Origin of the sequence: Polaribacter aestuariivivens, assembly GCF_005885675.1 — a bacterium.
In the GTDB taxonomy this organism is placed as follows: domain Bacteria; phylum Bacteroidota; class Bacteroidia; order Flavobacteriales; family Flavobacteriaceae; genus Polaribacter; species Polaribacter aestuariivivens.
Genome location: NZ_VANR01000003.1, coordinates 135,518 through 161,819 on the forward strand (window position 1 = coordinate 135,518; position 26,302 = coordinate 161,819).

Annotated in this window: 23 protein-coding genes; 14 read left to right on the forward strand and 9 right to left on the reverse strand. The window is 31.4% G+C overall.

The genetic code is table 11. The features are described 5' to 3' along the window. The first annotated feature begins 41 nt into the window (after nt 1-41). From FDT66_RS06660 to FDT66_RS14210, 13 genes are all read left to right on the forward strand, one after another. The gene (locus tag FDT66_RS06660) at nt 42-1,508 is read left to right on the forward strand and encodes a DUF5687 family protein (RefSeq protein WP_138535391.1); all 1,467 of its coding nucleotides are present in this window, start codon (nt 42-44) and stop codon (nt 1,506-1,508) included. A 21-nt stretch (nt 1,509-1,529) separates the two neighbouring features. After that, nucleotides 1,530-2,225 (forward strand): ABC transporter ATP-binding protein, encoded by a 696-nt coding sequence (locus FDT66_RS06665; RefSeq protein ID WP_138535392.1) that lies wholly within the window; start codon nt 1,530-1,532, stop codon nt 2,223-2,225. 90 nt (nt 2,226-2,315) lie between these two features. Continuing rightward, on the forward strand, nt 2,316-4,547 hold the full coding sequence (gene porW / locus FDT66_RS06670; RefSeq protein WP_138535393.1) for a type IX secretion system periplasmic lipoprotein PorW/SprE: 2,232 nt from the start codon (nt 2,316-2,318) through the stop codon (nt 4,545-4,547). A gap of 44 nt (nt 4,548-4,591) precedes the next feature. Further along, nucleotides 4,592-4,963, forward strand: coding sequence for a bactofilin family protein (locus FDT66_RS06675; protein ID WP_394347928.1), 372 nt, complete (start codon nt 4,592-4,594; stop codon nt 4,961-4,963). Then, entirely contained in the window at nt 4,929-5,147 is a 219-nt protein-coding gene (locus FDT66_RS06680) for an AtpZ/AtpI family protein (protein ID WP_138535395.1), read from the forward strand. Before FDT66_RS06675 ends, FDT66_RS06680 begins: the two co-directional genes overlap by 35 nt. After that, nucleotides 5,140-5,529 (forward strand): DUF6168 family protein, encoded by a 390-nt coding sequence (locus tag FDT66_RS14285; protein WP_222927910.1) that lies wholly within the window; start codon nt 5,140-5,142, stop codon nt 5,527-5,529. The genes FDT66_RS06680 and FDT66_RS14285 overlap by 8 nt, the downstream gene beginning before the upstream one ends. Nucleotides 5,530-5,609: 80 nt before the next feature. Continuing rightward, on the forward strand, nt 5,610-6,743 hold the full coding sequence (gene atpB, locus FDT66_RS06685) for a F0F1 ATP synthase subunit A (RefSeq protein WP_138535396.1): 1,134 nt from the start codon (nt 5,610-5,612) through the stop codon (nt 6,741-6,743). Between the two features lie 36 nt (nt 6,744-6,779). After that, nucleotides 6,780-6,968, forward strand: coding sequence for an ATP synthase F0 subunit C (gene atpE, locus FDT66_RS06690; RefSeq protein ID WP_013993139.1), 189 nt, complete (start codon nt 6,780-6,782; stop codon nt 6,966-6,968). A 100-nt stretch (nt 6,969-7,068) separates the two neighbouring features. After that, nucleotides 7,069-7,569: a F0F1 ATP synthase subunit B gene (locus tag FDT66_RS06695; protein ID WP_138535397.1), complete on the forward strand. Its 501-nt coding sequence runs from the start codon at nt 7,069-7,071 to the stop codon at nt 7,567-7,569. Nucleotides 7,570-7,575: 6 nt separating this feature from the next. Then, on the forward strand, nt 7,576-8,133 hold the full coding sequence (gene atpH / locus FDT66_RS06700) for an ATP synthase F1 subunit delta (protein WP_138535398.1): 558 nt from the start codon (nt 7,576-7,578) through the stop codon (nt 8,131-8,133). A 21-nt stretch (nt 8,134-8,154) separates the two neighbouring features. Further along, nucleotides 8,155-9,732, forward strand: a complete 1,578-nt coding sequence (atpA, locus tag FDT66_RS06705) for a F0F1 ATP synthase subunit alpha (protein ID WP_138535399.1) — start codon at nt 8,155-8,157, stop codon at nt 9,730-9,732. A 69-nt stretch (nt 9,733-9,801) separates the two neighbouring features. After that, complete coding sequence (atpG, locus tag FDT66_RS06710; protein ID WP_138535400.1) at nt 9,802-10,665, forward strand: ATP synthase F1 subunit gamma; 864 nt, start codon at nt 9,802-9,804, stop codon at nt 10,663-10,665. A gap of 272 nt (nt 10,666-10,937) precedes the next feature. Next, nucleotides 10,938-11,060, forward strand: coding sequence for an RNA polymerase sigma factor (locus FDT66_RS14210; RefSeq protein WP_262709557.1), 123 nt, complete (start codon nt 10,938-10,940; stop codon nt 11,058-11,060). Nucleotides 11,061-11,543: 483 nt separating this feature from the next. Here the strand turns inward: FDT66_RS14210 and FDT66_RS06715 are convergent, their stop codons facing one another. The 7 genes from FDT66_RS06715 to FDT66_RS06745 form a co-directional block, all read right to left on the reverse strand. Then, nucleotides 11,544-12,200 carry a M48 family metallopeptidase gene (locus tag FDT66_RS06715; protein ID WP_138535401.1) on the reverse strand — a complete coding sequence of 219 codons (657 nt, stop codon included), beginning with the start codon at nt 12,198-12,200 and terminating at the stop codon, nt 11,544-11,546. After that, nucleotides 12,200-15,262: a type I restriction endonuclease subunit R gene (locus FDT66_RS06720; RefSeq protein WP_138535402.1), complete on the reverse strand. Its 3,063-nt coding sequence runs from the start codon at nt 15,260-15,262 to the stop codon at nt 12,200-12,202. Before FDT66_RS06720 ends, FDT66_RS06715 begins: the two co-directional genes overlap by 1 nt. Nucleotide 15,263: 1 nt before the next feature. Further along, entirely contained in the window at nt 15,264-16,619 is a 1,356-nt protein-coding gene (locus FDT66_RS06725) for a restriction endonuclease subunit S domain-containing protein (RefSeq protein ID WP_138535403.1), read from the reverse strand. Beyond that, on the reverse strand, nt 16,619-18,673 hold the full coding sequence (locus FDT66_RS06730; RefSeq protein ID WP_138535404.1) for a type I restriction-modification system subunit M: 2,055 nt from the start codon (nt 18,671-18,673) through the stop codon (nt 16,619-16,621). The genes FDT66_RS06725 and FDT66_RS06730 overlap by 1 nt, the downstream gene beginning before the upstream one ends. Beyond that, a complete protein-coding gene (locus FDT66_RS06735; protein ID WP_138535405.1) occupies nt 18,670-18,873 on the reverse strand; it encodes a helix-turn-helix domain-containing protein in 204 nt (67 codons plus the stop codon). Before FDT66_RS06735 ends, FDT66_RS06730 begins: the two co-directional genes overlap by 4 nt. A gap of 371 nt (nt 18,874-19,244) precedes the next feature. Beyond that, a complete protein-coding gene (gene amaB / locus FDT66_RS06740; protein ID WP_138535406.1) occupies nt 19,245-20,786 on the reverse strand; it encodes an L-piperidine-6-carboxylate dehydrogenase in 1,542 nt (513 codons plus the stop codon). 258 nt (nt 20,787-21,044) lie between these two features. Further along, nucleotides 21,045-23,333: a sulfatase-like hydrolase/transferase gene (locus tag FDT66_RS06745; RefSeq protein WP_138535407.1), complete on the reverse strand. Its 2,289-nt coding sequence runs from the start codon at nt 23,331-23,333 to the stop codon at nt 21,045-21,047. 159 nt (nt 23,334-23,492) lie between these two features. Between FDT66_RS06745 and FDT66_RS06750 the strand changes: the two genes are divergently transcribed. Then, nucleotides 23,493-24,560 (forward strand): isoaspartyl peptidase/L-asparaginase family protein, encoded by a 1,068-nt coding sequence (locus FDT66_RS06750; RefSeq protein ID WP_138535408.1) that lies wholly within the window; start codon nt 23,493-23,495, stop codon nt 24,558-24,560. Here FDT66_RS06750 and FDT66_RS06755 read toward each other — a convergent pair. Both FDT66_RS06755 and FDT66_RS06760 read right to left on the reverse strand, forming a co-directional pair. After that, nucleotides 24,548-24,892, reverse strand: a complete 345-nt coding sequence (locus FDT66_RS06755; RefSeq protein WP_138535409.1) for a hypothetical protein — start codon at nt 24,890-24,892, stop codon at nt 24,548-24,550. The two genes, FDT66_RS06750 and FDT66_RS06755, sit on opposite strands and share 13 nt — an antisense overlap. Nucleotides 24,893-24,973: 81 nt before the next feature. Then, nucleotides 24,974-26,299, reverse strand: coding sequence for a PorT family protein (locus FDT66_RS06760; RefSeq protein WP_138535410.1), 1,326 nt, complete (start codon nt 26,297-26,299; stop codon nt 24,974-24,976). Between the last annotated feature and the right edge of the window lie 3 nt (nt 26,300-26,302).

The following is a 26,302-nucleotide window of genomic DNA, read 5'->3' on the forward strand; positions in this document are numbered from 1 at the left end:
ATTTGTAACTACTTATAACCAAACTAAACTAATTTAACTTTATGACTTTACGCTTCTTAAAATTAGAATGGAAACAATATTTTCGTTCTTCTCACTGGCAAAAAGGAATTGCTTTAAAAATAATTATGGCATTTTTTGCACTTTATTTTATAGTTTCTTTTCTAGCAATTGGTGTTGGTGGTTATTACATTTTAAAGAAAAAATTTCCAGAAACAGATCCATTAACATTGGTAAATTCTTTCCTCTTGTATGCTGTTTTGGGCGATTTAATTTTTAGATACCTCATGCAAAAGCTACCAATAATGAACATCAAACCATTATTAACGCTTCCCATAAAACGAAGTAAATTGGTACATTATGTGCTGGCAAAATCATCAGCTTCTTTTTTCAATATTTTAGGATTGTTTTTCTACATTCCGTTTGCAGTTGTTTTAATCATAGAAGGGTATAACGTTGCTGGAGTTTTGGGTTGGTTATTTACTATCATTTTAATGATTCAGTCTGCCAATTTTTTAAACTTTTTAATCAATAAAAACAACATTGCCTTAGGTGTTATAATAGTTGTTTTATTAGGTTTAATTAGCTTACAAAAATTCGATATTTATAACGTTACTGCTTTTGGTGGTCAAATTTTTGATGCTGTTTATGAAAACCCAATATATTCTTTAATTGGAGTTGCTATTTTAGCTGTTTTGTATCATTTAAACTTCAAGCAGCTTAAAAACTTGGTGTATTTAGATGAGGCAGTTTCACAAAAAGTAGAAGAAGCAAAATCCGCAGATTTATCTTTTGCAGATAAATTAGGTGATGTTGCTCCCTTTATAAAAAATGATATTCGTTTAATTTGGAGAAATAAAAGAACTAAAACTGTTTTTTTAATGTCATTCTTATTTCTTTTTTATGGATTGATATTTTTTACCCAAAAAACATATAGAGAAATGCCTGCAATGTTAATGTTTGCATCGCTTTTTGTAAGTGGAGGTTTTGCATTAAATTATGGGCAATTTATTCCAGCTTGGGACAGCGCACATTATAAAATGTTAATGAGTCAAAGTTTCAAATACCGTAAATTTTTAGAATCTAAATGGATTTTAATGGTAGTAATGACTTCGTTTTTATACTTATTAAGTTTTCCATATTTGTACTTCGGATTAGATATTTTCTTAATGATTACAGCTGGAGCCATTTTTAACATTGGCTTTAACTCCTTGTTTTTATTATTTGCGGGTTCTTTTAATAGAAAAAGAATAGACTTAAATAAAAGTGGTTTTGGAAACACACAAGGCACAAGTGCAACTCAATTTTTAATCATTATTCCTTTAATGATATTGCCAATGGCTATTTTTTGGGTTTTCAACAAATTTGTTGGTGGAAACTCTGGGTATATAGCAGTTGCTGCAATTGGTATTATAAGCTTGCTTTGTAAAAAATATGCCATGAACTTTATTGAGAAAAAATACATACAAAACAAATACGTAATGATTAATGCTTTCGGAAAAGAAGCCTAATTATCACTAAAAAAATATACAATGATTACAATAGATACAATTTCAAAAAAATACGGAAAAACAGAAGTTTTAAATGTACAATCTATAGAAATTCCAACAGGACAAAGTTTTGGTTTGGTGGGTAATAATGGTGCAGGAAAAACAACATTATTTAATATTCTTTTAGATTTAATAAGACCAACAACAGGTGCAGTTACCAACAACAATATTGTGGTTAGCCAAAGTGAAGATTGGAAAAACTTTACAGGTTCTTTTATTGATGAATCTTTTTTAATTACCTATTTAACACCAGAAGAATATTTTGATTTTGTAGGTGATTTAAGAGGTATGAATAAAGCAGACGTTGCTAAGTTTATTGCTCAGTTTGATGAGTTTTTTAATGGAGAAATTATTGGAAAGAAAAAATACTTAAGAGATTTAAGTAAAGGAAATCAGAAAAAAGCAGGAATTATTGCGGCATTAATGGGTAACCCACAAGTAGTGATTTTAGACGAACCTTTTGCAAACTTAGATCCAACAACGCAAATTAGATTAAAACAAATCATAAAAAAGTTAACAGAAAACAGAGAAATAACAGTGTTAATTTCTAGTCACGATTTAACACACGTAACAGAAGTTTGTGAGCGAATTGTAGTTTTAGATAAAGGTACAGTTGTAAAAGATATTAACACATCACCAGAAACTTTAAAAGAATTAGAAAGCTATTTTGCACTTTAATTAAGCGATTCTTAATTTATTACTATTTTTACACTCTTATTTATACTATTTTCGACAGAATTTAGTTTTAGATAAGAGTTTTTTCCATTTATGAAACACATTAAAAAATTACTTTTTATTGCCATTGCTTTTACAGCAATATATTCTTGTAGCACGAAAAAAGATACTATTATTAGTAGAAATTATCATGCAATGACAACCTATTTTAATATTTTATTTAATGGTGAAGAAGCTTTTAAAAAAGGAGTAGAAGGTATAAATAGTGGTTATAATGATGATTGGTTTGAACAATTACCAATAGAACCTATTGAGTTTGATGATCGTAAAATAACTGTACCTACTTTTAATAACAATGGTCCTGGAGCAGGTTTTGGAGGCACAGATACTAATGAAACAACAAAAGAATCATCTGGTCCTTTCGAAAAAGCAGAAGAAAAAGCAGTAAAAGCGATACAAAAACATGGTATGAATATCAACGGTTTAGAAAGAAACCGTCAAATTGATGATGCCTATTTGTTATTAGGAAAATCACGTTATTATTCACAACGCTTTATTCCTGCCATTGAAGCTTTCAATTATGTTATTGCAAACTATCCTGATGCAAATTTAATTGCAGAAACAAAGATTTGGAGAGCAAAATCAAACATTCGTTTAGATAATGAAGAATTTGCGATAGAATCCATGAAGTTATTAATGGTTGTAAAAGATACTTTAGAACCAGATTTTCCAGATGAAATTAAAGAGCAAGCATACACAACTTTGGCAATGGCGTATGTGAAAACAGATAGCATTCAAAAAGTAAAAAAATATTTACAATTAGCCACAAGAACACAAGAAAACAGAGATCAAGCTGCAAGAAACATGTTTATTCTAGGGCAAATTTATGCGCAAGAAAACAAAAAAGACTCTGCAACATTAGCTTTTAATAGGTTGTCTAAATTTAAAAAAGCACCTTACAAGTATAAAATTCGTGCGAATATTGAGTTGGCAAGAAATGCTTATAACGACTCTTTATCTTTCAGTTTGTTAGAAAAATTACAAAAACTCATCAAAAACAGAGATAACAGACCGTATTTAGACGAGTTGTATTATCAAGTAGCCACATTACACGAAAAAAACGATAGTTTAAAATTAGCTAAAGAGTATTACAATAAATCGTTAAGAGCTTTAAATGGTGGCGATAAACAAAAAACATTTACCTACGAAAATTTAGGGAATTTATATTTTAAAAACTCAGAATATCAATTAGCAAGTGCTTATTACGATAGTGTTTTAAACGTTTCTAAAGATAGTTTAGACCTGCGAATTAGAAGAGTAAAAAGAAAATACAAAAACTTAGCTTCGCTAATTAAATTTGAAGATGTAGTAGAAAGACATGATAGTATTATAAAAATTGCATCACTTTCTAAAACCGAACAAGAAAAATTTTTTCAAAATTATATTGATGATTTAAAAAAGAAAGACGAAGAAGCTGCACAATTAAGATTAAACCAAATAGCATTTGGAGGCTCTTCAGGAAGTAATTCATTACAATCATCCAACAAAGGAAAATTCTACTTTTACAACACACAATCTTTAGGATTTGGTAAAACAGAATTTCAACGAGTTTGGGGAAACAGAAAACTAGAAGATAATTGGCGTTACTCATCAAAAATAAGTAACAATATTATCGCTAAAGACTCTCTTGCTACAGAACAAAAAAATCTTAGATACGATTTGGCGAGTTATTTAGAGAAAATTCCTACAGAAAAACAAGTAATAGATAGCTTAAAAACAGACAGAAATCAAGCTTTATACGAATTAGGTGTTATTTATAAAGAACAATTTAAAAATAAAGATTTAGCAATAAATCGTTTAGAAAGAGTATCTACCTTACAACCAAGAGAAGAGCTAATTTTACCTATAAACTGGCATTTATATCAAATTTATAATGAAGCTGGCGAAACAAACAAAGCATTAAAATATAAAAACACAATTCTTACAAATTATCCAAATACCGTTTTTGCTCAGTTGATCAAAAATCCAGAGAAAAAGTTTGAAGAAAATGACAAAATAAATGAAGTAGAAAAATCGTATAAAGAACTATACTATTTATATAAAAAAGAAGAATATAAAAATGTTTTAATTGGAGTTAATAGTATTTTACCAACTTTAACAAATTCAAAATTAAAACCTAAGTTTGAGCTTTTAAAAGCATACGCCATTGGTAAATATTTACCAAAAGAAATTTATAAAGAAGCTTTAGAGTTTGTTGCAATTAACTACGGAAATTCAGAAGAAGGAAAAAAAGCAAAAGAAATCTTAGAACAATTAAACAAATAAATATGTTTAACAGTAAAGAAAAAAAACCGGTAAAAACAAAAGCTATGGAAAGAAACGTTGTCGCAAAAAACACAACCATTGTTGGAGATATTAAATCTGATGGTGATTTTAGAATTGATGGAACTTTAGAAGGTACATTAAAAACACAAGGTCGTGTAATTATTGGGGTAGATGGTTTTATAAACGGAACTGTAGAAGCAGCAAATGCAGACATAGAAGGTAAATTTTCGGGGACTTTACAAGTTTTTAAAACACTAACAATAAAAGCAACCGCAAATATTTCTGGAGATGTTTCTATTGGAAAACTATCTATAGAACCTGGTGCAACTTTTAATGCAACCTGTGTAATGAAGGGAACTTTAAAAGACATAAACGCTAAAAATGACAAACAAAAAATCTCAGAAAAAACCGCTTAACAAAGCCATAGCACTTTCTGGTGCAGGTTTACAAATGGGTTTAACCATTTATTTAGGTTTTTTATTAGGAAAATGGTTAGACAAAGTTTTTGAACTCAATTACCTAACAGAAACAATTACCTTATTAGCCATCTTTTTAGCCATGTATGCATTAATAAAACAAGCCAATAAAATTAATGAATAAAGATATTTTTAAATACATTTTGGTATTTGTACTTTTATTTTTAATTGGTTTTTATACGCACCATTTTTTGTTGGAATATTTTGAGTTAAATATTTCCTTTTCTTTAGAAAAAATTTACCTTTTTCATGCCTTTTTTTCGGCAATTATTTGCATCAATTTACGATTTGTTTCCACTGTTGATAAACTTTTTCCTCAACTTGGTTTTATCTATTTAGGCACGCTGTTAATCAAACTAATTTTATTTTGCATCTTTTTCTACAACCCAGTATTCACGGTAGATTCCTTTAGTCTTACTGAAAAAATGGGACTGTTTATTCCGCTTTTTATTTTTTTATCAACAGAAGCAATTTTTGTATTAAAAATACTCAACAAAAAAGAATAAATAATTATTCAGCAAAAAAAGGTTTGTAGTTTTGAATTATTGCGTACCTTTGCGCCGAATTTAGAAAGCGTATTTTTACAATGAAGGTTGCACAAAAAACAATCAAGTTTCTTTTAATAGCAGCAATAACCCTTTTTACAACGGTTAATTTCGCATCAGAATCTGACAAAAAACAAGACAATCAAAATGATGGTGGTCGTGTAAATACGAAAACTGAGGTTGAAGATTATATACTTCATCACATAAAAGATTCTCATGATTTTTCTTTGTTTTCTTACACAAGCAATGGAGAAAGAAAACATGTTGGTTTTCCACTACCAGTAATTTTATGGACAAGTGAAGGTTTGGTTACTTTTATGTCATCAGAATTTCACCATAATGACGATGGTCATGTAATCGTAGAAAAGAAAGGATTAAAATTCGCAAAAGTACACTCTAAAATATACGAATTAGACAAAGGGGTTTCATCAATAAACTTTGATGAAGATCACCATCCAACCAATGCACATAAAGTATTAGATTTTTCTATCACTAAAAGTGTAGTTGGAATTCTATTGATAGGTTTTTTATTATTGTTTTGGTTTTCAAGATTGGCAAAGCAATACAAAACAAAACAAATTCCAACAGGGTTTGCAAGAGTATTAGAGCCTTTGGTTTTATATGTTCGTGACGAAATTGCAAGACCAAATATCGGAGAAAAACATTATAGAAAATTTACAGGATACTTATTAACAGTATTTTTCTTTATTTGGGTATTAAACTTAGCAGGTTTAACTCCATTAGGATTTAACGTAACAGGTCAGCTAGCAGTAACAGCATGTTTGGCAATTTTTACGTTAATAATTTATTCAGTAAGTGGTACAAAAGGATATTGGATGCACATGTTGTGGATGCCAGGGGTTCCTGTATTAATTCGTCCAGTTTTAGCAATTATAGAATTAGCTGGAGCCTTATTAATTAAACCATTTTCATTATTAGTACGTTTGTTCGCAAACATTTCAGCAGGTCATATTGTGGTAATGAGCTTAATTGCAATTATGTTCACTTTAAAAGAATCTTTAGGGGTTGTAGGTGCAACAGGATTGTCATTTGTATTATCATTTTTTATATTATTAATTGAGGTTTTAGTAGCTTTTTTACAAGCGTATATTTTTACAATGCTATCAGCATTGTTTATTGGTATGGCAGTAGAAGATCATGCTGAAGCTCATTAGTGAAAGTTTGTTTAATTTAATATAAATACATTTATTATGTACAATTTAATTGGAGCAGGATTAATCGTAATCGGAGCAGGAATTGGTTTAGGTCAAATTGGTGGAAAAGCAATGGAAGGTATTGCTCGTCAGCCAGAAGCGACAGGAAAAATTCAAACAGCAATGATTATTATCGCTGCATTATTAGAAGGTTTAGCATTTGGTGCATTATTCTTAGGAAAATAATCCAAACAAAAACAAAAAATAGTGTTCTGTAACGGTTGGTTACAGAACCTATTTTTAAATTAAACAAGAATAAGAGAAAAATATATAATTAGTCTATAGAATGGAAACTTTATTAAACGACTTTTCACCTGGTTTATTTGCAGTATCAACAATTTTACTGTTAGCCTTAATTGCTTTAATGGTAAAATTTGCTTGGAAACCTATTTTAAACTCTTTAGAAGAAAGAGAATCAGGAATAGAAAATGCTTTAGCAGCTGCAGAAAATGCACGTAAAGAAATGCAAAATTTACAAGCAGATAATGAAAAGCTAGTAAAAGAAGCAAGAGCTGAGCGTGATGCAATGATGAAAGAAGCAAGAGATATTAGAGATAAAATGATATCTGAAGCTAAAGAAGATGCAAAAGAAGTTACTGCTGCTTTAATAGAAAAAGCACAAGCTTCTATCGTACAAGAAAAGCAAGCAGCTTTAGCAGAAATTAAAAAGAATGTAGCAGAGTTATCTATAGGAATTGCAGAATCTGTAATTAAAAAAGAATTATCTAACAAGAAAGATCAATTAGAGTTAGTTGAAGATATCTTAAAAGAAGTTACTTTAAATTAAGCATAAATGAAAGACGCAAGAGCAGCATTACGTTACGCCAAAGCAATTTTAAACCTTGCAACAGATTCTAAATCAGAATCTGCAGTAAACGACGATATGTCTTTAATTGCGAATACCATTGCAGAAAATAAAGAATTAGCAGTAATGCTAAACAGCCCTATTGTAAAAGTATCAGACAAAATGAAAGTATTAAACGCTTTGTTTGATGGTAAAGTAAACAATGTTACATTAGGTTTATTTCATTTATTACAAGACAATAAAAGAATAGCAATGTTAGGTTCTATTGCTAAGAAATACGCAATAGTATTTGATCATTTAAAAAGTACTCAAGTAGCTAAAGTTACTACTGCAGTAGCTTTAACAAAAGAAGTTGAGCAACAAGTTTTAGATAAAATTGTAGCTTTAACAGGAGAAAAAGCAAATTTAGAAAACGTTATAAACCCAGCTATATTAGGTGGTTTTATATTACGTGTTGGAGATGTGCAGTATGATGCAAGTATCTCTAATTATTTAAACGAATTGAAAAAGGAATTTGACAATAGTCATTACATTCCAAAAATTTAATTATACATCAAATCATAAAAGATGGCAAGTATTAAACCAGCTGAAGTATCAGCAATTTTAAAGCAACAGTTAACAAATTTTGAAGCAAAAGCAACTTTAAACGAAGTTGGAACTGTTTTACAAGTAGGAGATGGTATTGCACGTGTGTACGGTCTTTCTAACGTTCAATATGGTGAATTAGTAGAATTTGCTAACGGATTAGAAGGTATTGTATTAAACTTAGAAGAAGACAATGTAGGTGTTGTATTATTAGGTGCTTCTACATCAATTAGAGAAGGCTCAACAGTAAAACGTACAGAACGTATTGCTTCTTTAAGAGCAGGTGAAGGAATTGTAGGAAGAGTTGTAGATACTTTAGGAAGTCCAATTGATGGAAAAGGCCCTATTGAAGGAACAACTTACGAAATGCCTTTAGAGCGTAGAGCTCCTGGAGTTATTTTTAGAGAGCCTGTAACAGAGCCTTTACAAACTGGTATAAAATCTATTGATGCAATGATTCCTGTAGGAAGAGGTCAGCGTGAGTTGATTATTGGAGATAGACAAACAGGTAAATCTACAGTTGCTTTAGATACTATTTTAAATCAAAAAGAATTTTACGATGCTGGTGAGCCAGTATATTGTATATATGTTGCTATTGGACAAAAAGCTTCTACAGTTGCAGCTATTGCAAACATGTTAGAAGAAAAAGGCGCTTTAGCATATACAACAATCGTAGCCGCAAATGCATCAGATCCTGCAGCAATGCAAGTATATGCACCATTTGCTGGAGCTGCAATTGGAGAATATTTTAGAGATTCTGGAAGACCAGCTTTAATTATTTTTGATGATTTATCAAAACAAGCTGTTGCTTACCGTGAAATTTCTTTATTATTAAGAAGACCTCCAGGACGTGAGGCATATCCAGGAGATGTATTTTACTTACACTCAAGATTATTAGAGCGTGCTGCAAAAGTTATTAATGACGATAAAATTGCAAGTGAAATGAACGATTTACCAGATTCTATCAAAGGAATCGTAAAAGGTGGAGGTTCTTTAACTGCATTACCAATTATCGAAACACAAGCAGGAGACGTTTCAGCATATATTCCAACAAACGTAATTTCTATTACTGATGGACAAATTTTCTTAGATGGAGATTTATTTAACTCAGGTGTAAGACCAGCAATTAACGTAGGTATTTCTGTATCTCGTGTTGGAGGTAACGCACAGATTAAATCTATGAAAAAAGTATCTGGTACATTAAAATTAGATCAAGCAGCTTATCGTGAATTAGAAGCATTTGCAAAGTTTGGTTCCGATTTAGATGCAGCTACAATGAGTGTAATTTCTAAAGGACAACGTAATGTTGAAATTTTAAAACAAGCTCAAAACGATCCTTATCCAGTAGAAGATCAAATTGCAATTATTTATGCAGGTTCTAAAAACTTGTTAAAAGATGTACCTGTTGATAAAGTAAAAAAATTCGAAAGAGATTATATCGATTATTTAAATGCGAAGCATAGAGATACTTTAGATACTTTAAAAGCTGGAAAATTAACAGATGAAGTAATTGCTACTTTAACATCTGCAGCAGCTGAAATATCAAAGCATTTTGCATAATAGACGTTAGCATATAGCTTTTAGGCAAATAGTACTAAAAACTAAAGACTAATAACTAACAACTCAAGAATGGCAAACTTAAAGGAAATACGTAATAGAATCACCTCAATTGGGTCAACAATGCAGATCACATCTGCCATGAAAATGGTATCTGCTGCAAAGTTAAAAAAGGCGCAAGATGCAATTATTGCAATGAGGCCATATTCATCTAAACTAACAGAATTGTTGCAAAATTTAAGTGCAACATTAGATAGTGACACTGGAGGAGTATATTCATCACAAAGAGAAATTTCTAAAGTTTTAATGGTTGTAGTAACTTCTAACAGAGGTTTGTGTGGTGGTTTTAATTCTTCGATAACCAAAGAAGTTGTAAGAACAATAGACACAAAATATGCAAATGCAACTGTAGATTTATTAACAATTGGTAAGAAAGGAGACGTTTTATCAAAAAAATATAAAGTTATAGACTCTCGAAATGATATTTTCGATGATTTAACTTTTGATAATGTTGCTGCAATTGCAGAAAAGCTAATGGGCTTATTCGAAAATGGTTCTTACGATAGAATTGAATTGGTGTATAACCAATTTAAAAATGCAGCTACTCAATTACCACAAGTAGAACAATTTTTACCAATCAAACCAATTGAAGGTGGAGATGCAAGTGCTGTAAATTCTGATTATATTTTTGAGCCATCTAAAGAAGAAATTGTGGAAGCTTTAATTCCTAAATCTTTAAAAACTCAATTATACAAAGCAATTAGAGATAGTTTCGCTTCAGAACATGGTGCACGTATGACTGCAATGCATAAAGCAACAGACAACGCAAAAGATTTAAGAGACGAATTATTGTTAACGTATAACAAAGCACGTCAAGCAGCAATTACAAATGAAATTTTAGAAATTGTTGGAGGAGCAGAAGCTTTGAATAATTAAACGTAGCGTAGCGAAGTTAAATAATCAAAAGAGCAGAAGCTTTGAATAACTAAGCAAAAACTCAACAAGATAATATCTTAAAAACAGAGACTGGTTTTCCAGTCTCTGTTTTTTTGTCTTAATTTTAAAAAAAATAAAACTCTTTTATTTTTTTTGTTTTTAAGAATAGAACCAACCCTGTTCATGTCTAAAGAAGTAAACCTTTTAATTCTAAGCAGTAGAAAAGGCAACCAGAGAGCTCAAATAAAAATATATGATCTCTTTGTGAAGCAATGTTTTTTATTGCTTGTAGATACCTTAAAAACGACGAAGAAGCTAAGGAAGCCATGCAAGATGCATTCTTAAAAGCAGCATTTAGAGAGAAATATTCAGAAATCTCAGGTTTTGGTTTGTAATAGAAATCAGAATTCCAAATATTTGTATTTTATCATCTTGACTCTTAATTTAAAATAAAAAAACCACCACAAAAGAGTAGAGTTAGGTCTTATTTTTATATTACAGTGTAAGTTGTAATATTTTTTTTTTTAAAAGTTTCGTTTAACGGTCTTTTGTATGAAACGTAGCGTGTAAATAGACGCTAACTTTTCGGATTTAGCACGAGCTGAATTTTTTATTTTTATGTTTAATTTTCTTTTATAAATATAACCAAATAAAAAATTTGGCGTACTTTGTAAATATACACAAACCTCTCGAAAAGCCTATAATAGCTATGTTTTATACACGTTGTTGTAAGTAGTGCTTTTCACGTTCTGCTTGGTTTTCCGATGTTTCTTATTTAGTTCAAATTTGAGCGTTGGCAAGACATACTCTTTTGCAATTTTTGGCGTAGCGTTGGCTGTAGCGAATTGCGAATGTGTATGGCTTTGAGCGTTGGCTTTTCATAAACTATTTCCATATTTTTCTAACCATTTTACCGATTCTTTATAATTCGGATAATATGATTTCATTAAAGTCCAAAATTTATGTGTGTGATTCATAACCACAGTATGCATTAATTCGTGAATTATGATATAGTCAATCACATATTGAGGTGCTTTTATCAATTTCCAGTTCAATGAAATATTCTTGTCTCTTGAACAATTTCCCCATTTCGTTCTGGATACTCGAATGAATATTCTATTGTGCTTAAAATTCAAGTTTTCCGCAAGTTGGTTTGTCCGTTTTGTTAAATGTTTTTTAGCAACTTTCCGATACCATTTTTCCTGAACTTTTGGGTCAAGTAAATCTCTTTTTGAATTTATTGTTTTGTGTTCGTGGTCAACTGTAACCTTTTGTGAATACGTAGTATCATAAAAATAAGCGTATCTATTTCCGAAAAGCAATAATTGATTTCGCTTTAATTCAATTGAGGACATTCCGTCAAAATACTTTAGGTTTTTATCAATCCATCTGTTTTTTTTCTTCAACATTGAATTGATGTCTTCCTCTGAAAAGTCTGGTGGTGCAATTATGCGTACTTTCCCATCTTCACTTACTCGAAGACGAGCGTGTTTTACTTCCTTGCGGATTAATATGTAGTTATCAGGTAACTCCATTAACTTAATTTATAATTCTGTAAAACAGCTTTCATAATTCGCTCCATCAATTCTTCATTTCCATCAATCTTTAATTCCTCAAATTTTGGATTTACAGACAAGAGTAAAATTTCATATTTCAAACGGTCAAATTCTCTCGGAACTTCTTGCCAACCATTGTAAATTTTGGCTTTTATTTTTTCTGCTGCTTCAAATGAAAACTCTCTAACAAGTTCTTCGTTAAACGATTCTCCTGAAATATTCTTTATGATTGTAAAAAACTCAAAACTTCCTTTGTCTGGAAATCCCATTCTTTCTGGAAGCGAAGCAATTTCATCTAATTCTGAATAAAGGTGTCCTAATTGGTTTAAGATTTCTTCAATCGCAAGACTTTCTTCTTGCTTTTGTTTTATTAAATCATCCAAACGATTTTGAAACTCAACATAAATGGCACTATTTACTTCATTCTTACGTATAACGGTTTCAATATCTCGTATGATTTTTTCTGCTTTATCAGAAGGGTCAAGCTTGATTTCTTTCAGTTTATTTAAATAATCTGAATCAATTGAAATTTCAGGCAAATGCCCTTTGAAATTTAGCAGTTTTGAAGTTTCTTGAATTAATTTTCGTGTTTTGGCTGCATAGATTTCTGCATCAAAATCTAATCGTTTAAATTCTTCTAAATAGATTTCATAAATCTCATTCAGCCACAAGTATTTTATTTTTGATTCACGTAATGCTGGATGAGGCGAAATAGATTCCCAAAGTTGAATCACTTCTCTAAATTCATTTTCAAATTTTCCGTGGTCAATTTCCGATAGCTTTCTAACGATTGCCATTGTACATTCGTAACTGTCTTCCAGTTTAATGTTTTCAAAAGGTTTAAACGCTTCATCTAAAACTTTAGGGAATGTTTTTACCAAGCTTTCTACATCTTCAAATTCACCAATATCCTCTGGGTCGTAATTCAATGCTTCCTTGTAATTTTGAAAAACTCCAACATAATCAACTATTCGTCCAAATTCTTTCGATAGCTTGGTTACTTTATCATCATAAGGTCTGTTGGTTCTTGCTACTGCCTGTAAAAGATTATGGTGACGTAAAGGACTGTCCAAATACATTGTTTGTTCAATTGGTGCATCAAAACCAGTTAAAAGCATATTACAGACAATGAAGATTTTTAGGTTGTTACCCATTTTTTGTTCTTCTTCTGTAATTCTTTTCTTGAACTGTTTGATTAGTTTTTTACGTTCCTTATCTTCTTTATAATGGTCTTTGTAGAGTTCGTATTTTTCTGCTTCTTCGTAATGTCCAGTTGAGAATATTATGGCTATTTCTGAACGGTCGAAATAGTTCATCAGTTCATTATAATACAAGACACAAGCTTCTTTGTCACAAGCTACTATTTGAGCTTTATAGCCTTGTGGTTCGAGCATTTCTTTGAAATCCGTTGCAATGTCTTTAGCAAGTGTTTCCACTCGTTCAGGATGCTTTAAAAAGACTTTCCAAGCTGAAACTCTTCTTTCAACAGCTTTCTTTTCATCTTCTGTAAGTTCTGCTGTGATTTCTTCGTAACCTTCTTTTAATTTTTCCTTGTCTAAAAACCATTCTGTTGGCCCAAAAGTGTAGCGAATTGGTTTTGTAGCTCCATCATCAATTGCATCTTGAATGCTGTATTTATCTAAATAATATTCGTGTTTTCCTTTGTGTTGGTCAACTATTCCAAATTCTTGGTGTGTTTTTGGAATTGGTGTTCCTGTAAATGCGAATCGTTTAGCGTTAGGTAAAACTGCTTGCAATTCCATTTGATAATTGCCGTATTGTGTTCTATGTGCTTCGTCAATTAAAACAATTACATTGTCTCTCAAATCTTGTCGGTCTCCTAATTCATCAAATTTTTGAACTGTAGTTATAAATACACCTGAAGGTGAAGTTTTAATAATGTGTTTTAAATCGCCAATATTATTTACTGGTCTCGCATTTGGAAATTCGCAATCGTCAAAGGTTCCTCCAATTTGTTCTCGCAAATCTTTACGGTCAACCACAATGTAAATGGTTGGGTCTTTTAGTTCTTTACTTTGGCGAAGTTTGTATGCTGTGTAAAGCATTGTTAAACTCTTTCCAGAACCTTGTGTATGCCAAATTACACCTTGGTCTAAATCGCCTTTTATAACTCTATCTGCAATTTTATTGGCTGCTCGTAATTGTTGATAACGAGCTACTTTTTTTACAATTTTTCCTTCTTCTCGTTCAAAAACTAAAAAGTGTTTTAAAATATCCAACACTCTTGCTGGTTGCAATAAGCCAATGATACCGAGTTTCATTCTCTCCAATACTTCTCCATTTGGTAAGCGGTCAACATCAAAATTCCAAAGTCCATCTTTTTTATCTTGATAGGTTGGACAAAGGTCATTTGTAGGTTCTAAAATTGGATTGGGTTGACTTACATCTAACAAGGTGTTTTTCCACTCGTTGAAATAAGAAGATGAAGCTCCAGGAATTCCATATTTCGTAATTCTACCATTACAAGCCACACCAAAACAATGACACATATATAATTTATCGGCTCTTTGGTCGTAAGTTGAAAATTGGCGAACACCTTCCATCCAATTTGTGCCTTTTCTAGCTCTTTGTTTGGCTTCTATGGGTACTAACGGAACACCGTTTACTAACAAGACAATATCAGTTTTTACCATTTTGTAACCTTGTACCCAAAACTGATTGGTTACAATAAAATCGTTTTCCCAAATGTTTTCAAAGTCGATAAAAAGTACATCAATGTCTTTGTCTTTTACCGAAAGCGTAACACCTGAAACCAATTTGTCTAAAAATGCTTCATTTCCAAGAATAGGAATTGGGTTGTTTAAGTTTTGCATCAGCATTTCAACTGCGTGTTGTGCAACTTCTTCGCTTATATTATTTATTAAAGCTGTTTTTTCTACCAATATTTGTTCAATAATGGGTTTTGAAAAAGGACGTTCATAGGTTTTTAAATCATCTTTACTTTTGAATGACCAACCCATTTTACTTAACCATTCGGTAATTGGTTTTTCTACACCTTTTAGTTCTGATAAATGTCCCATATTATTGTGCTGTTGTAGTTGTATTGGTTACTTCAATTTCATCTTCAAACTGTGCAATAAATTCTTTTGGCAAACGAACTTTACCCGTTAGCAAATTTTGCATTAAGGCTTTTTTTAATCGTTGAAGTTTTTGAATCTTAATTTCTTTATTGATTATCTCCTTATCTACTTTCCTTATTGGTTTAATCAAAGCCTCTTGTTCTTCTGTAGTTTTAGGTAAATAAATCCACATTTTTTTCTGATTTGTAATTCCTATGTAATTCCGTGTAGATTGTTTTGCATTACCTTCAAGAATAATTTGAAAGGTATACAATTGAAAAAAGTAAAGTAGATATTCAGGAATTAGTTTTTGTGGGTCTACACGATACATTGTAACTTGAGGTGTTAACATTATGTAAGGGTCAGCTTCTTCAACAATACAAGTGTAACCAACTGAAGCTTTGTGTGAAAGCAAGACATCTCCTTTAATTGAAAATCCAATCCTCAATTTATCAGCTCTTTTTTTAGTTATTTTTTTGCAGTTTTCTGTATCAACAAAGCCTTTTGAAATATCACTTGCCATCACAAATGGAATACCTTCTTCTACAAATTCTGCTGAAACTGGATGAGATTCTCCGTGATTACCGTCTTGAACTTTTGTGATGTAATCTTCCTTAATTAGGTCTTTAATTTTACAATACTTCCAATCTTTAGAAGCATATCCATATTTTGTGTCCATCAACTCATCTTCTGTACGCCAAATACCATCTGGTTTGAGTTTACCAGTCAATAGATTTTGCATTAAAGCTTTTTTGAATTTTTCGGCTGCTTTTATGCTATTTTTTGTACTGACTATGGCTTCATCAACTTTGGAAAGTATGGTGGCTATGGCGATTTGTTCGGCTGGATTTTCTGGATATTCAAATTCCAAACTTTTAAAATCGCTTTTAGAAAGTGTATATCGTGTAGTACCTGTTGCCCGACTAATAAAATGCTTTTCTGAATTAAAAGAATTTAAAGCATAAGCCAAAAAATGAAGGTTAAAAAATTGTGGATTGTCAGGTCTAAATCTAACTAAATGATAGCTATACACTGTATTTGGTAAATCTTCAATGACAATTCCTGCGTGACCAATATCTGTTGGCTTTTCAGAAGAAGGTGTAAAAAGTATATCTCCAACTTCTAAATTGGCATTTTTAATTTCAGATTCTTTAGCTGTGACACTTTGAAAATCAATCTTATTGGTGATTTTTTGATTTCTATACACATCCATATAGTTCAGTAGCTGAACTTCTTTATGATTTGAATCTGATAATTTGTTTACACCTGCACTGCGCAGCCAACCCAAATCTTTCAGTTTTGTCCTTTTCCAATCCATTAAACCAACACTTTTAAAAGTTCATTAATAGACTTGTCCAAATCGTTTTCTTTGTCAATAGTAGCTTGAAACTCGGTAATGGCTTCTTTCAGGTCAATCTCTTCTTCAGGTTCAAAGGTGTCTACATAGCGAGGTATGTTTAGGTTAAACTCGTTTTCTTCTAATTCTTCCATATCTGCAATAGAAAAGTAGCGTTTGCGTAACTCTGGGTCTTGCAACATTGTAATCAATTCTTGTTCTACATCATCAATGGCGTGTCGTTCTTTTTCGGCTTGCTCGTGGACTGCGTTAATTTTGTTATCTTTTTCCGTAGTTAATTTGTCTAAAGCTGTTTGAGCTGTAACCACAGCCTTCTCTTGCCCTTTGGTGGGTTTCTTATTAGCTGCTTCACGGGCTGTAATTACTTTTTTAGCTTTTAACAATTTTGCCTCTGCTGTTTCAATATCCTCTTTATAATATTCATCAATTTCTGAAAGTTTAAAATCCAAATCTTCTTGTATAATAAATTTTAATCTTGTCTTTTGTGAATCAATCCAAGTTTTGGCAGTTTCCAAATCTCCCCAACTTTCTAAAATGGTAGAAATACGTAGAATATCATGAGGTAAAAGCACATTCATATTTGGTTCTTCTTTGTACCAACCTTCCTTGGCAGCATAAACCATAAGTACTTTGTCTTTGCGTTCTTCTGGTTTGTTTTTATTAATAAATAGAATAGCGCCAGGAATTGTGGTACCATAAAACAAATTACCAGGTAATACTACAATAGCATCAATAATATTGTGCATTTCGGCAAACTCGCCATTGTGGTCAACTTTACCTTGTAAAAAACCTCTTCGGATTAAATACTCATCATCTGCTTTTCGGTTTTGTCCATCTTCTTCTTCGGTTTTTTCAGGTTGCCCTCTAAACAAAACACCTTGCGGGCAAACAACTCCTGCTTTTCCATCATCTTTTATTGATGCAACAATGTGTTGTAAAAAGGCAAAATCTCCATTAGAAAATGGTGGTTGTCCATAAATTAAACGACCATAAGGGTCATTCATACCATCTTTAGGATAAACCAATTGTGGTGAACCATCTTTTTTGTTAACTACTTTTCCTTTTTTATCTCTTTTTGGCTCTCCGTTTTTCCACCAGTTTTCCTGTGAAAATGGAAAATTAGCCATTGCTAAATCAAATTGTTTGATTTCAAGCTCGTTGTCTTCTTCTACAAATTTTGGGTCGAGAATAGTATCGCCTTTTTCTATTCGAGCATCCAATCCGTGAAGAATCATATTAATATTGGCAATCGCCCAAGTGTTCCAAACATCTTCTTGTCCAAATAAGCGAATTGCTTTTGAATTATTGTAGTTTGTTTTACAATATTTAGCTGCATTAATAAGGAATCCACCAGAACCACAAGTTGGGTCGTAAACTGTTGTGTTTTTCTGTGGTTTTAAATAACGAACAATGACATCAACAACTTCTTGAGGTGTATAGAATTGTCCAGCGGTTGTTCCGCCTTTATTTTCGTCTGCAAATCGCTTTATTAAATATTCATAAGCATCACCCAAAACATCAACAGAAGCATTTTTGTTGCTTAAATCCACAGCATCTAAATAACTAACCAAAGAAGTCAAAACCTGTGGACTTAACTTTTTACTACCAGAACCGTCAGGTGCTGGTTCGTTCCAGCGAACTGTGTTAATGACACCTTTTAAAACTGCTTTTCCTTGTCGGTCAACATTAGCATCTGCAATTTCGTTTACTGCTTTGTTCAGTTTTTCGTTTTTCTTATCAGGTGAAGCATCACGCACATCTTTCCAAAAACAGCCTTCTGGAATTTTGAAGTCGTGTTTTTGAGCTACGATTATTCTTTTTTCGGCTTCGGTTGGTTGTCTTCCTTCTCTTTTTACAAATTCCTTTATTTCGTTTTCCGTTTCCCATTCGTAATTGTCCGAAAGACGTTTGAAAAAGAGAAGTGAAAGTATGTAGGCTTTATAATCTTCTACTTTGTCACGCAGAATGTCTGCCATTCCAAAAAGTGTACTTCCTAATGCTTGTTTTGTTATCATTTATTTAGTTCTGTTCTTTCAATTAATAAATCTTTGACTTCAACATTTAAGATTTCCGCAATCTTGTATAAGTCCTCCAAACTCGGTTGTCTTTTGTTTTGGGCATAAGAGTGTACCATATTGTAGCTCTTTCCAAGCTGTTCAGCCAACCAGATTTGTTTTATTCCTTTCTGTTCTAAAACCTCTTTTATTCGGTTCATTTTGAATTTTTTTAATTCAGTCAACTAATGTAGTCAACAATTTTCAAATACTCACTAAATGAGTATAAAAATTATCATTCAATAGTAATGAGCGTAGGGGAAAGGCAAGCTCTTTTTATTTTTTGAGGCACGATAAAAATGAAATGTGCTTGACTGTGCGGTTGGCTTTTCAGAACGAAAATTTCCTATTTTGCTCGTTTTTCCGCATTACTTACAACTATATTGATATGGAACGTTTTAATGTTTTATATCAGAAGTTAAACGAAGTTAGCTGTTTTTTTTGAGAAATTCAAGTTTTTAAAGTGAGTTAAAAAATAAAAACCTAACTTGAAAGAGTTAGGTTTTATAAATAAAATAATACTTTAACTTTTTTAAAGATCAAACTTAATTCCTTGTGCTAAAGGCAATTCATCTGAATAATTTACGGTATTTGTTTGTCTTCTCATATACACTTTCCAAGCATCAGAACCAGATTCACGTCCACCACCAGTTTCTTTCTCGCCTCCAAAAGCACCACCAATTTCAGCACCAGAAGTCCCAATATTTACGTTTGCAATTCCACAATCAGATCCTGCATAAGATAAGAATTTTTCGGCTTCTTTCATTTCATTCGTCATAATTGCAGAAGATAAACCTTGTGCAACGCCATTTTGTTTTTCAATGGCGTTTTCTACATCTCCACTGTATTTCATCAAATATAAAATGGGTGCAAAAGTTTCGTGTTGCACGATTTCAAAATGATTTTCAGCTTCAATAATCGCTGGTTTTACGTAACAACCAGATTCGTATCCTTCGCCTTCTAAAACACCACCTTCAACCAAAACATTTCCACCTTCCGCTTTTGCTTTTTCGATAGCAGATAAATAGGTGTTTACAGCATCTTTATCTATTAATGGCCCAACATGATTATTTTCATCTAAAGGATTTCCAATCTTAATTTGTTTATAAGCACCAACAATGGCATCACGTACTTTATCATACACAGATTCATGAATAATTAATCTTCTGGTAGAGGTACAACGTTGTCCACACGTTCCAACAGCGCCAAAAACAGCACCAGGAACAACTACCTTTAAATCGGCAGTTGGTGTAATAATAATGGCGTTGTTTCCACCCAATTCTAATAAAGATTTTCCAAAACGTTCAGCAACTTTTGCACCCACAATTCTACCCATTCTTGTAGAACCTGTAGCAGAAACTAACGGAATTCGAGTATCTGCAGTCAACATTTCACCCACTTTATAATCACCATTAATAATGCAAGAAATTCCTTCTGGTAAATTATTGGCTGCTAAAATTTCTGCAATAATATTCTGACAAGCAATAGTACATAAAGGTGCTTTTTCGGAACCTTTCCACACACAAACATCACCACAAATCCATGCTAAAGCTGTGTTCCAAGCCCAAACAGCGACAGGAAAATTAAATGCAGAAATTATACCCACAACTCCTATTGGATGCCATTGCTCTCTCATTACATGTCCTGGACGTTCAGACGGAATGGTTTGCCCATTTAATTGGCGTGATAAACCGACTGCAAAATCGCAGATATCTATCATTTCTTGTACTTCACCCAAACCTTCTTGATATGACTTTCCCATTTCATAAGAAACCAATTTACCAAGTGATTCTTTCTTTTCTCTTAATTTATTTCCAAATTGACGCACAATTTCTCCACGTTGTGGAGCTGGTTTATCTCGCCAAATTTTGAATGCTGAAGTTGCAGCATCCATCACGTTCTCGTAATCTTCTTTTGTGGTAGTTTTTACTTTTCCTATTAATTTTCCATCCACAGGAGAATAACTTTCTATAATTTCTCCATTAGAAAAATTATTTGAACCTGTAGAGGTTCCGTTATTTATATCTTTTACACCTAACTCTTGTAAGGCTTTTGTAATTCCGAAATCTGTCATTTTGCGGTTTGTTTTTATTTCTTAAATTGAAATTCGAATTTACGAATAATTTTACAAACAGATAAATTAAACAAAAACATTATATTTTGTTTAATTTTAAACAAAATAATTAAAACTTTTTAAGATTTCTAGATTTCATTGTGTTTCACTCGGAATTATAGCAGAATGTCATTTCGACCTTGTGGAGAAATCTCGGATATGAATTCAATTGGTAAGATTTTTCAATTCCACTGTGTTTCACTCGAAATGACAAAAGATTTATTCTTTAATAATCTTTTTGGTAAAATATTGGTTTCCCTCCACAAAAGCTTTCAATAAATAAACTCCTTTAGGTAATTCTTTTACACTTATTTTTTCTACATCGCCGATTGATTTTTTTATCAATTTTCCTGTGTAATCAAATAAGTAAGCTTTCTGCACCACTAAAGGACCAGAAATTTTTATAAAATTAGAAGTTGGATTTGGATATACAGAAATTGATGCCAATTCTTCTTCTATTTCTACACTTAAAGCAGCTCCAGTAACTTCGCTAGACCAATCATCTAAAAAGATTTCACCTGTATCTTTACCCAGTTGTAACCTAACTTCTACAGATTCTGTGGGGTTTGCTGTAATTTGAGATTTTGTAAAAGTATATGTGTATTTCGTATACAAATTACTAGTTTTAAAAGAATCTGCAAGTATAGTTTTATTACTACCATCTGCATAATTTACCTTTAATTGATACCTTATATTATTGTTATTATTTGATTTTGCATAGACACTTAGTGTAATATCTCTATTAGACAAATCATCATAATAAGGTGTATTTGTAACCCTAACTTTACCATAGCCACCACCTTTTATTACATTAATTTTTAGAGCTAAATCTCCTGTTCTAACATCTGTTGTGTTTGCACGTTCTAAATTGGCTTCTGAAGTAGAGTTTACAGTTATGGGCCAATCTAAATCGTACCAACACTCAAAACCTGCATTGTAAATAATACTGTTAGAGGTGTTTGGTTTCGAGCAACCTAAATCTGGCTGAATATTAGAACCGGTTTTGGCATTCATATTATCATATAAATATTTATTTTCGTTTAAATGTCCGGAATTTGTAACTCTATGATTAATGCCTGCTTTACTTCTGTAATTGAATAAAGCCGTTTTTAATTGCTTTACAATGGCTGGTTTAGAAGCACTTAAATCTGTAGATTCACTTGGGTCGTTCACCACATCATACAACTCAAAAACATTGTTGTATTTGTATTCTAATAATTTATAATTTCCTTGTCTTGCTGCAGCCATACTCACGTTTGCAGTTCCTTTACTTGCAAAATTAAAATCCCAAATAATCGGATTTTTTCTGCTGTAAGAAGCGTCTCCACCATTTGCAGTTGTTAATAGTAAATCTTGAAAACTTTCTCCATCTAAATGTTGATTTGGTAGTAAAGGAGTATTCCCCATTTCTAGAATAGTTGGGAAAAAGTCGGTTCCAACAACAGGTTCGTCTTCTACAACACCACTTCTGTATTTTGGTCCGTAAACAATTAATGGCAAACGAATTCCACCTTCATACAGCCAAGTTTTCCCTCCACGAAAAGGTCTGTTAGATGTTGGTAATTCTCTGTTTCCACCAATTTCTGTAGTAGATAAACCTCCATTATCTGAAGTAACAATAATTATGGTATTGTTTTCAATTCCTTTTTCTTTTAGTTTTTTTCTAATTTCTCCCAAACTTTCATCAACACTTTTAATCATGGCAGCATAGGTTGCATTATCTTGATGTAATTTGGTTTTTGCAGTTAAATCGTTTTCAAAAGCATCGCCTATATACGTTGTATTGTTTACTTTATTCTGAAAGTAGGCAACATCTGTACTTTTTGCTTCTAATGGAGTATGAACCCCATAATGAGAAACCATTGCTAAAAAAGGTTGAGTTGGAGAACTGGTAATATGGTTTTCTATAAACGAATTTGTTTCTATGGTAATTCTGTCTGTTAAATACTCTCCAGCAGAACCACCTGTACTTAAATCTGGTAAGGTTTTTCCATTAGCTGTATAAGGATACCAGTAAGTTGGAGGAGCACCAAAATCTGATCCAGAAATATTAATATCGAAACCAAAACTATCTGGATAATGATTTTCATCGTGTCCCAAATGCCATTTACCAATAAAAAAAGTTTTATAACCTTGGTTTTTTAAAGCCTGAGCAAAAGTAGTTTCTGCATAACCATTGGCATTATTATCTGATGGTAAATACAAACCACCAGAAACAGAAGGTCTAGATTCAAATTTACCAGACATTATAGATGTTCTAGAAGCAGCGCATCTTGGAGCAGCTTCATAGCCATGTGTAAATAAAACTCCTTCATTTGCCAAAGCATCTATATTGGGAGTTTCGTATAATTTAGAGCCATTGGCTAGTAAATTATTGTAAACAGCTAAATCGTAATATCCTAAATCATCAACAATAAAAAATATGATATTTGGATCTTTAGACGTGTTTGCTTGCGAGAAAATAATTGATGTTACAAACAGACTAAAAAGAAAAGTATATTTTTTCATTTTTTAAAATTTTAATAATACTATAAAAACTAAATAAATCAACAAAATTTTTTAATTAAGTTAGACTAAAATTGAATTCATTTAGATTATTAACAGACTTTATAGAGTTTGTAATTTAAAAGATTCTTAAATTTACCATTATTTATAATTTATAATAAGATGAGAAAACTAGCATTTTTACTATTATCAACAGCTTTGTTTTTAGGTTGTAATCTTAATTCTAAAAAAGAATCGGTTATTGAAGTTGATACAAATTCTAACAAAAAAATAAACGAATTTGCCATAATAATTCATGGTGGTGCTGGAACTATTTTAAAGAAAAACATGTCTGACGAAAAAGAAGCTGAATACAAAACAAAGTTAGAAGAAGCTATAAAAGTTGGTCATACTATTTTAAAAAATGGAGGAACAAGTCAAGAAGCAGTAATGAAAACCATCCAGGTGATGGAAGAATCACCACTATTTAATGCTGGTAAAGGTGCCGTTTTTACACATGAAGAAACCAACGAATTAGATGCTTCTTTTATGGACGGAAAAACATTAAATGCAGGTGCTGTTGCTGGTGTAAAAGATGTAAAAAGTCCTATTGAATTGGCAATTAAAATTATGACAGACTCTGATCATGTAATGCTTTCAGGAACAGGAGCTTCTAATTTTGCAAAAGAGAAAGGTTTAGAAATTGTAGATCCAAGTTATTTTTATACAGAAAATCGTTTTCAATCTTTACAAAGAATTAAAAATAGAGCAAAAACACAGTTAGATCACGATGATAAAAAAGCGGCTTTTTATGATGCTGATATCAAAAACAGCAAATTTGGAACTGTAGGTTGTGTTGCTTTAGACAAATATGGAAATATTGCTGCTGGAACTTCAACAGGAGGAATGACCAACAAACGTTGGGGAAGAATTGGAGATGCTCCAATTATTGGCTCTGGAACATACGCAAATAATAAAACCTGTGGAGTTTCCTCAACAGGTTGGGGTGAATATTTTATTAGAAGTCAAGTAGCTTATGACATTTCAGCTCAAATGGAATATCAGGAAAAAACATTAAAAGAAGCTACCAAAGATGTAATTCAAAACAAATTAACACAACTTGGTGGAACTGGTGGTGTTGTAGCTTTAGACAAAAATGGTAATATGTCTTTCGAATTTAACACTGCTGGAATGTATAGAGCTTCTATGAACGATAAAGGTGAATTAATCGTAAAAATTTACAAAGAATAATCCAACCACTTTTCTGGAATTGGTTTTAAATCTACTTCTGTAGAAATAGAATCAATTTCTTTTTTAAGACCAATTCTAGAAATTATAGGAACCGATAAGTTAATGTTATTCCGTTTATTAATAAGCTCTAAAACATCTTCAATTGGCATTTTGTTACACAACACTAAATTGTTCATCATTGCATTAGATTCTATATCTAATTTAAAACAATCTACAAAAAATTTAGGTTTATCATCTTGGTAAACAATCCACTGTGCTTTTTGTCTTTTGGGAAGTTCAAAAATTTTTTTAATACCACTCAGTGTTCGATAAGTTGTTAATTTTAATTTCATTTTTTAGGGGTTATTAAAAATTTTTTTCAAGATTTTCATTGCAAAAGTAAGACCAAACTAATTATTAAACAATTTATTTGACTAAAATTGATAATTTATACCTGTATATATACCCATATTAAAGGGTGAAAATCCGTTCGAATTTTCGCTATAAGTATTTAGTTGTGCTTTAAACATTGGGTTTACATAAAACGACCATTTTTTATCAAAATTATAATTAAAGTCAAAACCAAAATTTCCACTAAAATTTAAATCATTTAAATTGTTTGCAGTTCCTGTATTTGTAAAACTATCGGTTTGTAACAAAACTTCATTTTTTCTTAAAAATAATGAACTAAAACCAGCAACAATTTGTGTTTGAAATTTACTACTTTCAAGTACATTGTATTTAATTTCTATAGGAATTTCTACATAACCAAAATTTTGAGTTAAGTTTCCACTAAATGTTACCACGCTAGAAAGTGCACTTGCATTCACATCAAAATTATCTGAAGCAACATTTTGAAATGAAACTGAATTACCATTTTTAAAAGCAACATTAGACATTGCATTTCTCGAAGAAATTACAGCTATTTGATTATTGGTATATTGCATTTCTTGTAATTGAACTCCAGTTTGAATCGTCCACTTTTTATTTATTTCGTAAGCAACTTTTACACCATATGCATATGTGTTTTCACCAGAAGTAGATGATGCTAAATTAGCGTCTAATGAAGATGAGTTGGTAAATGAATTTGAGTTTAAAACAGCAAAAACAGGAGCAATACTCCATTGTTTTTTAGAACTTTCTTTAACTGAATTTTCTTTTGATTTTACAACAGCTAAAATATCTTTTTTTGGTTTAATTTCAATTTTTGTGATAGAAACAGTATCATTTTTATTAGTTGTTTTATCTTTTTTAAATTTTTTATCAGAAGAAGAGTTATTTGCAATAAAATTCTTTTTCATAACATTTTTTGAACTAACCTTTTTCTTCTCATTTAGGGTTGTTGTATTATTTGCAACAAATTCTTTTTTATGATTAGGGTTTTTTAATTTTTTATCTAATTTGTTTTTCTCAGTTGGTTTTTCGTTGGCAATTAAAACATCAGTAGTTGTTTTATTGTTTAAAATAATGGAGTCTACCGTTTTTGGTGTGTTGTTTTTAAGCTCTTCTTTGTTTGTTGATTTTTCTGTAATTATTACATCATTATTGATGTTATTTGGCTTTTCATCAGCAATAGGAAATAAGAAAAGACCAATTAAAAATAATGCTGCGATACCTCCAGAGAACCACCAAAAAGGAAATACTTTACGTTTCTTTTTGGTAAGTTTGGCTTCAATATTGTTCCACACTTTTTTGTTTGGAGTTGCTTCCAAATTTTTAAGTTGTTCTTGAAACAATCTATCAATATTTTTGTTTTCCATCAC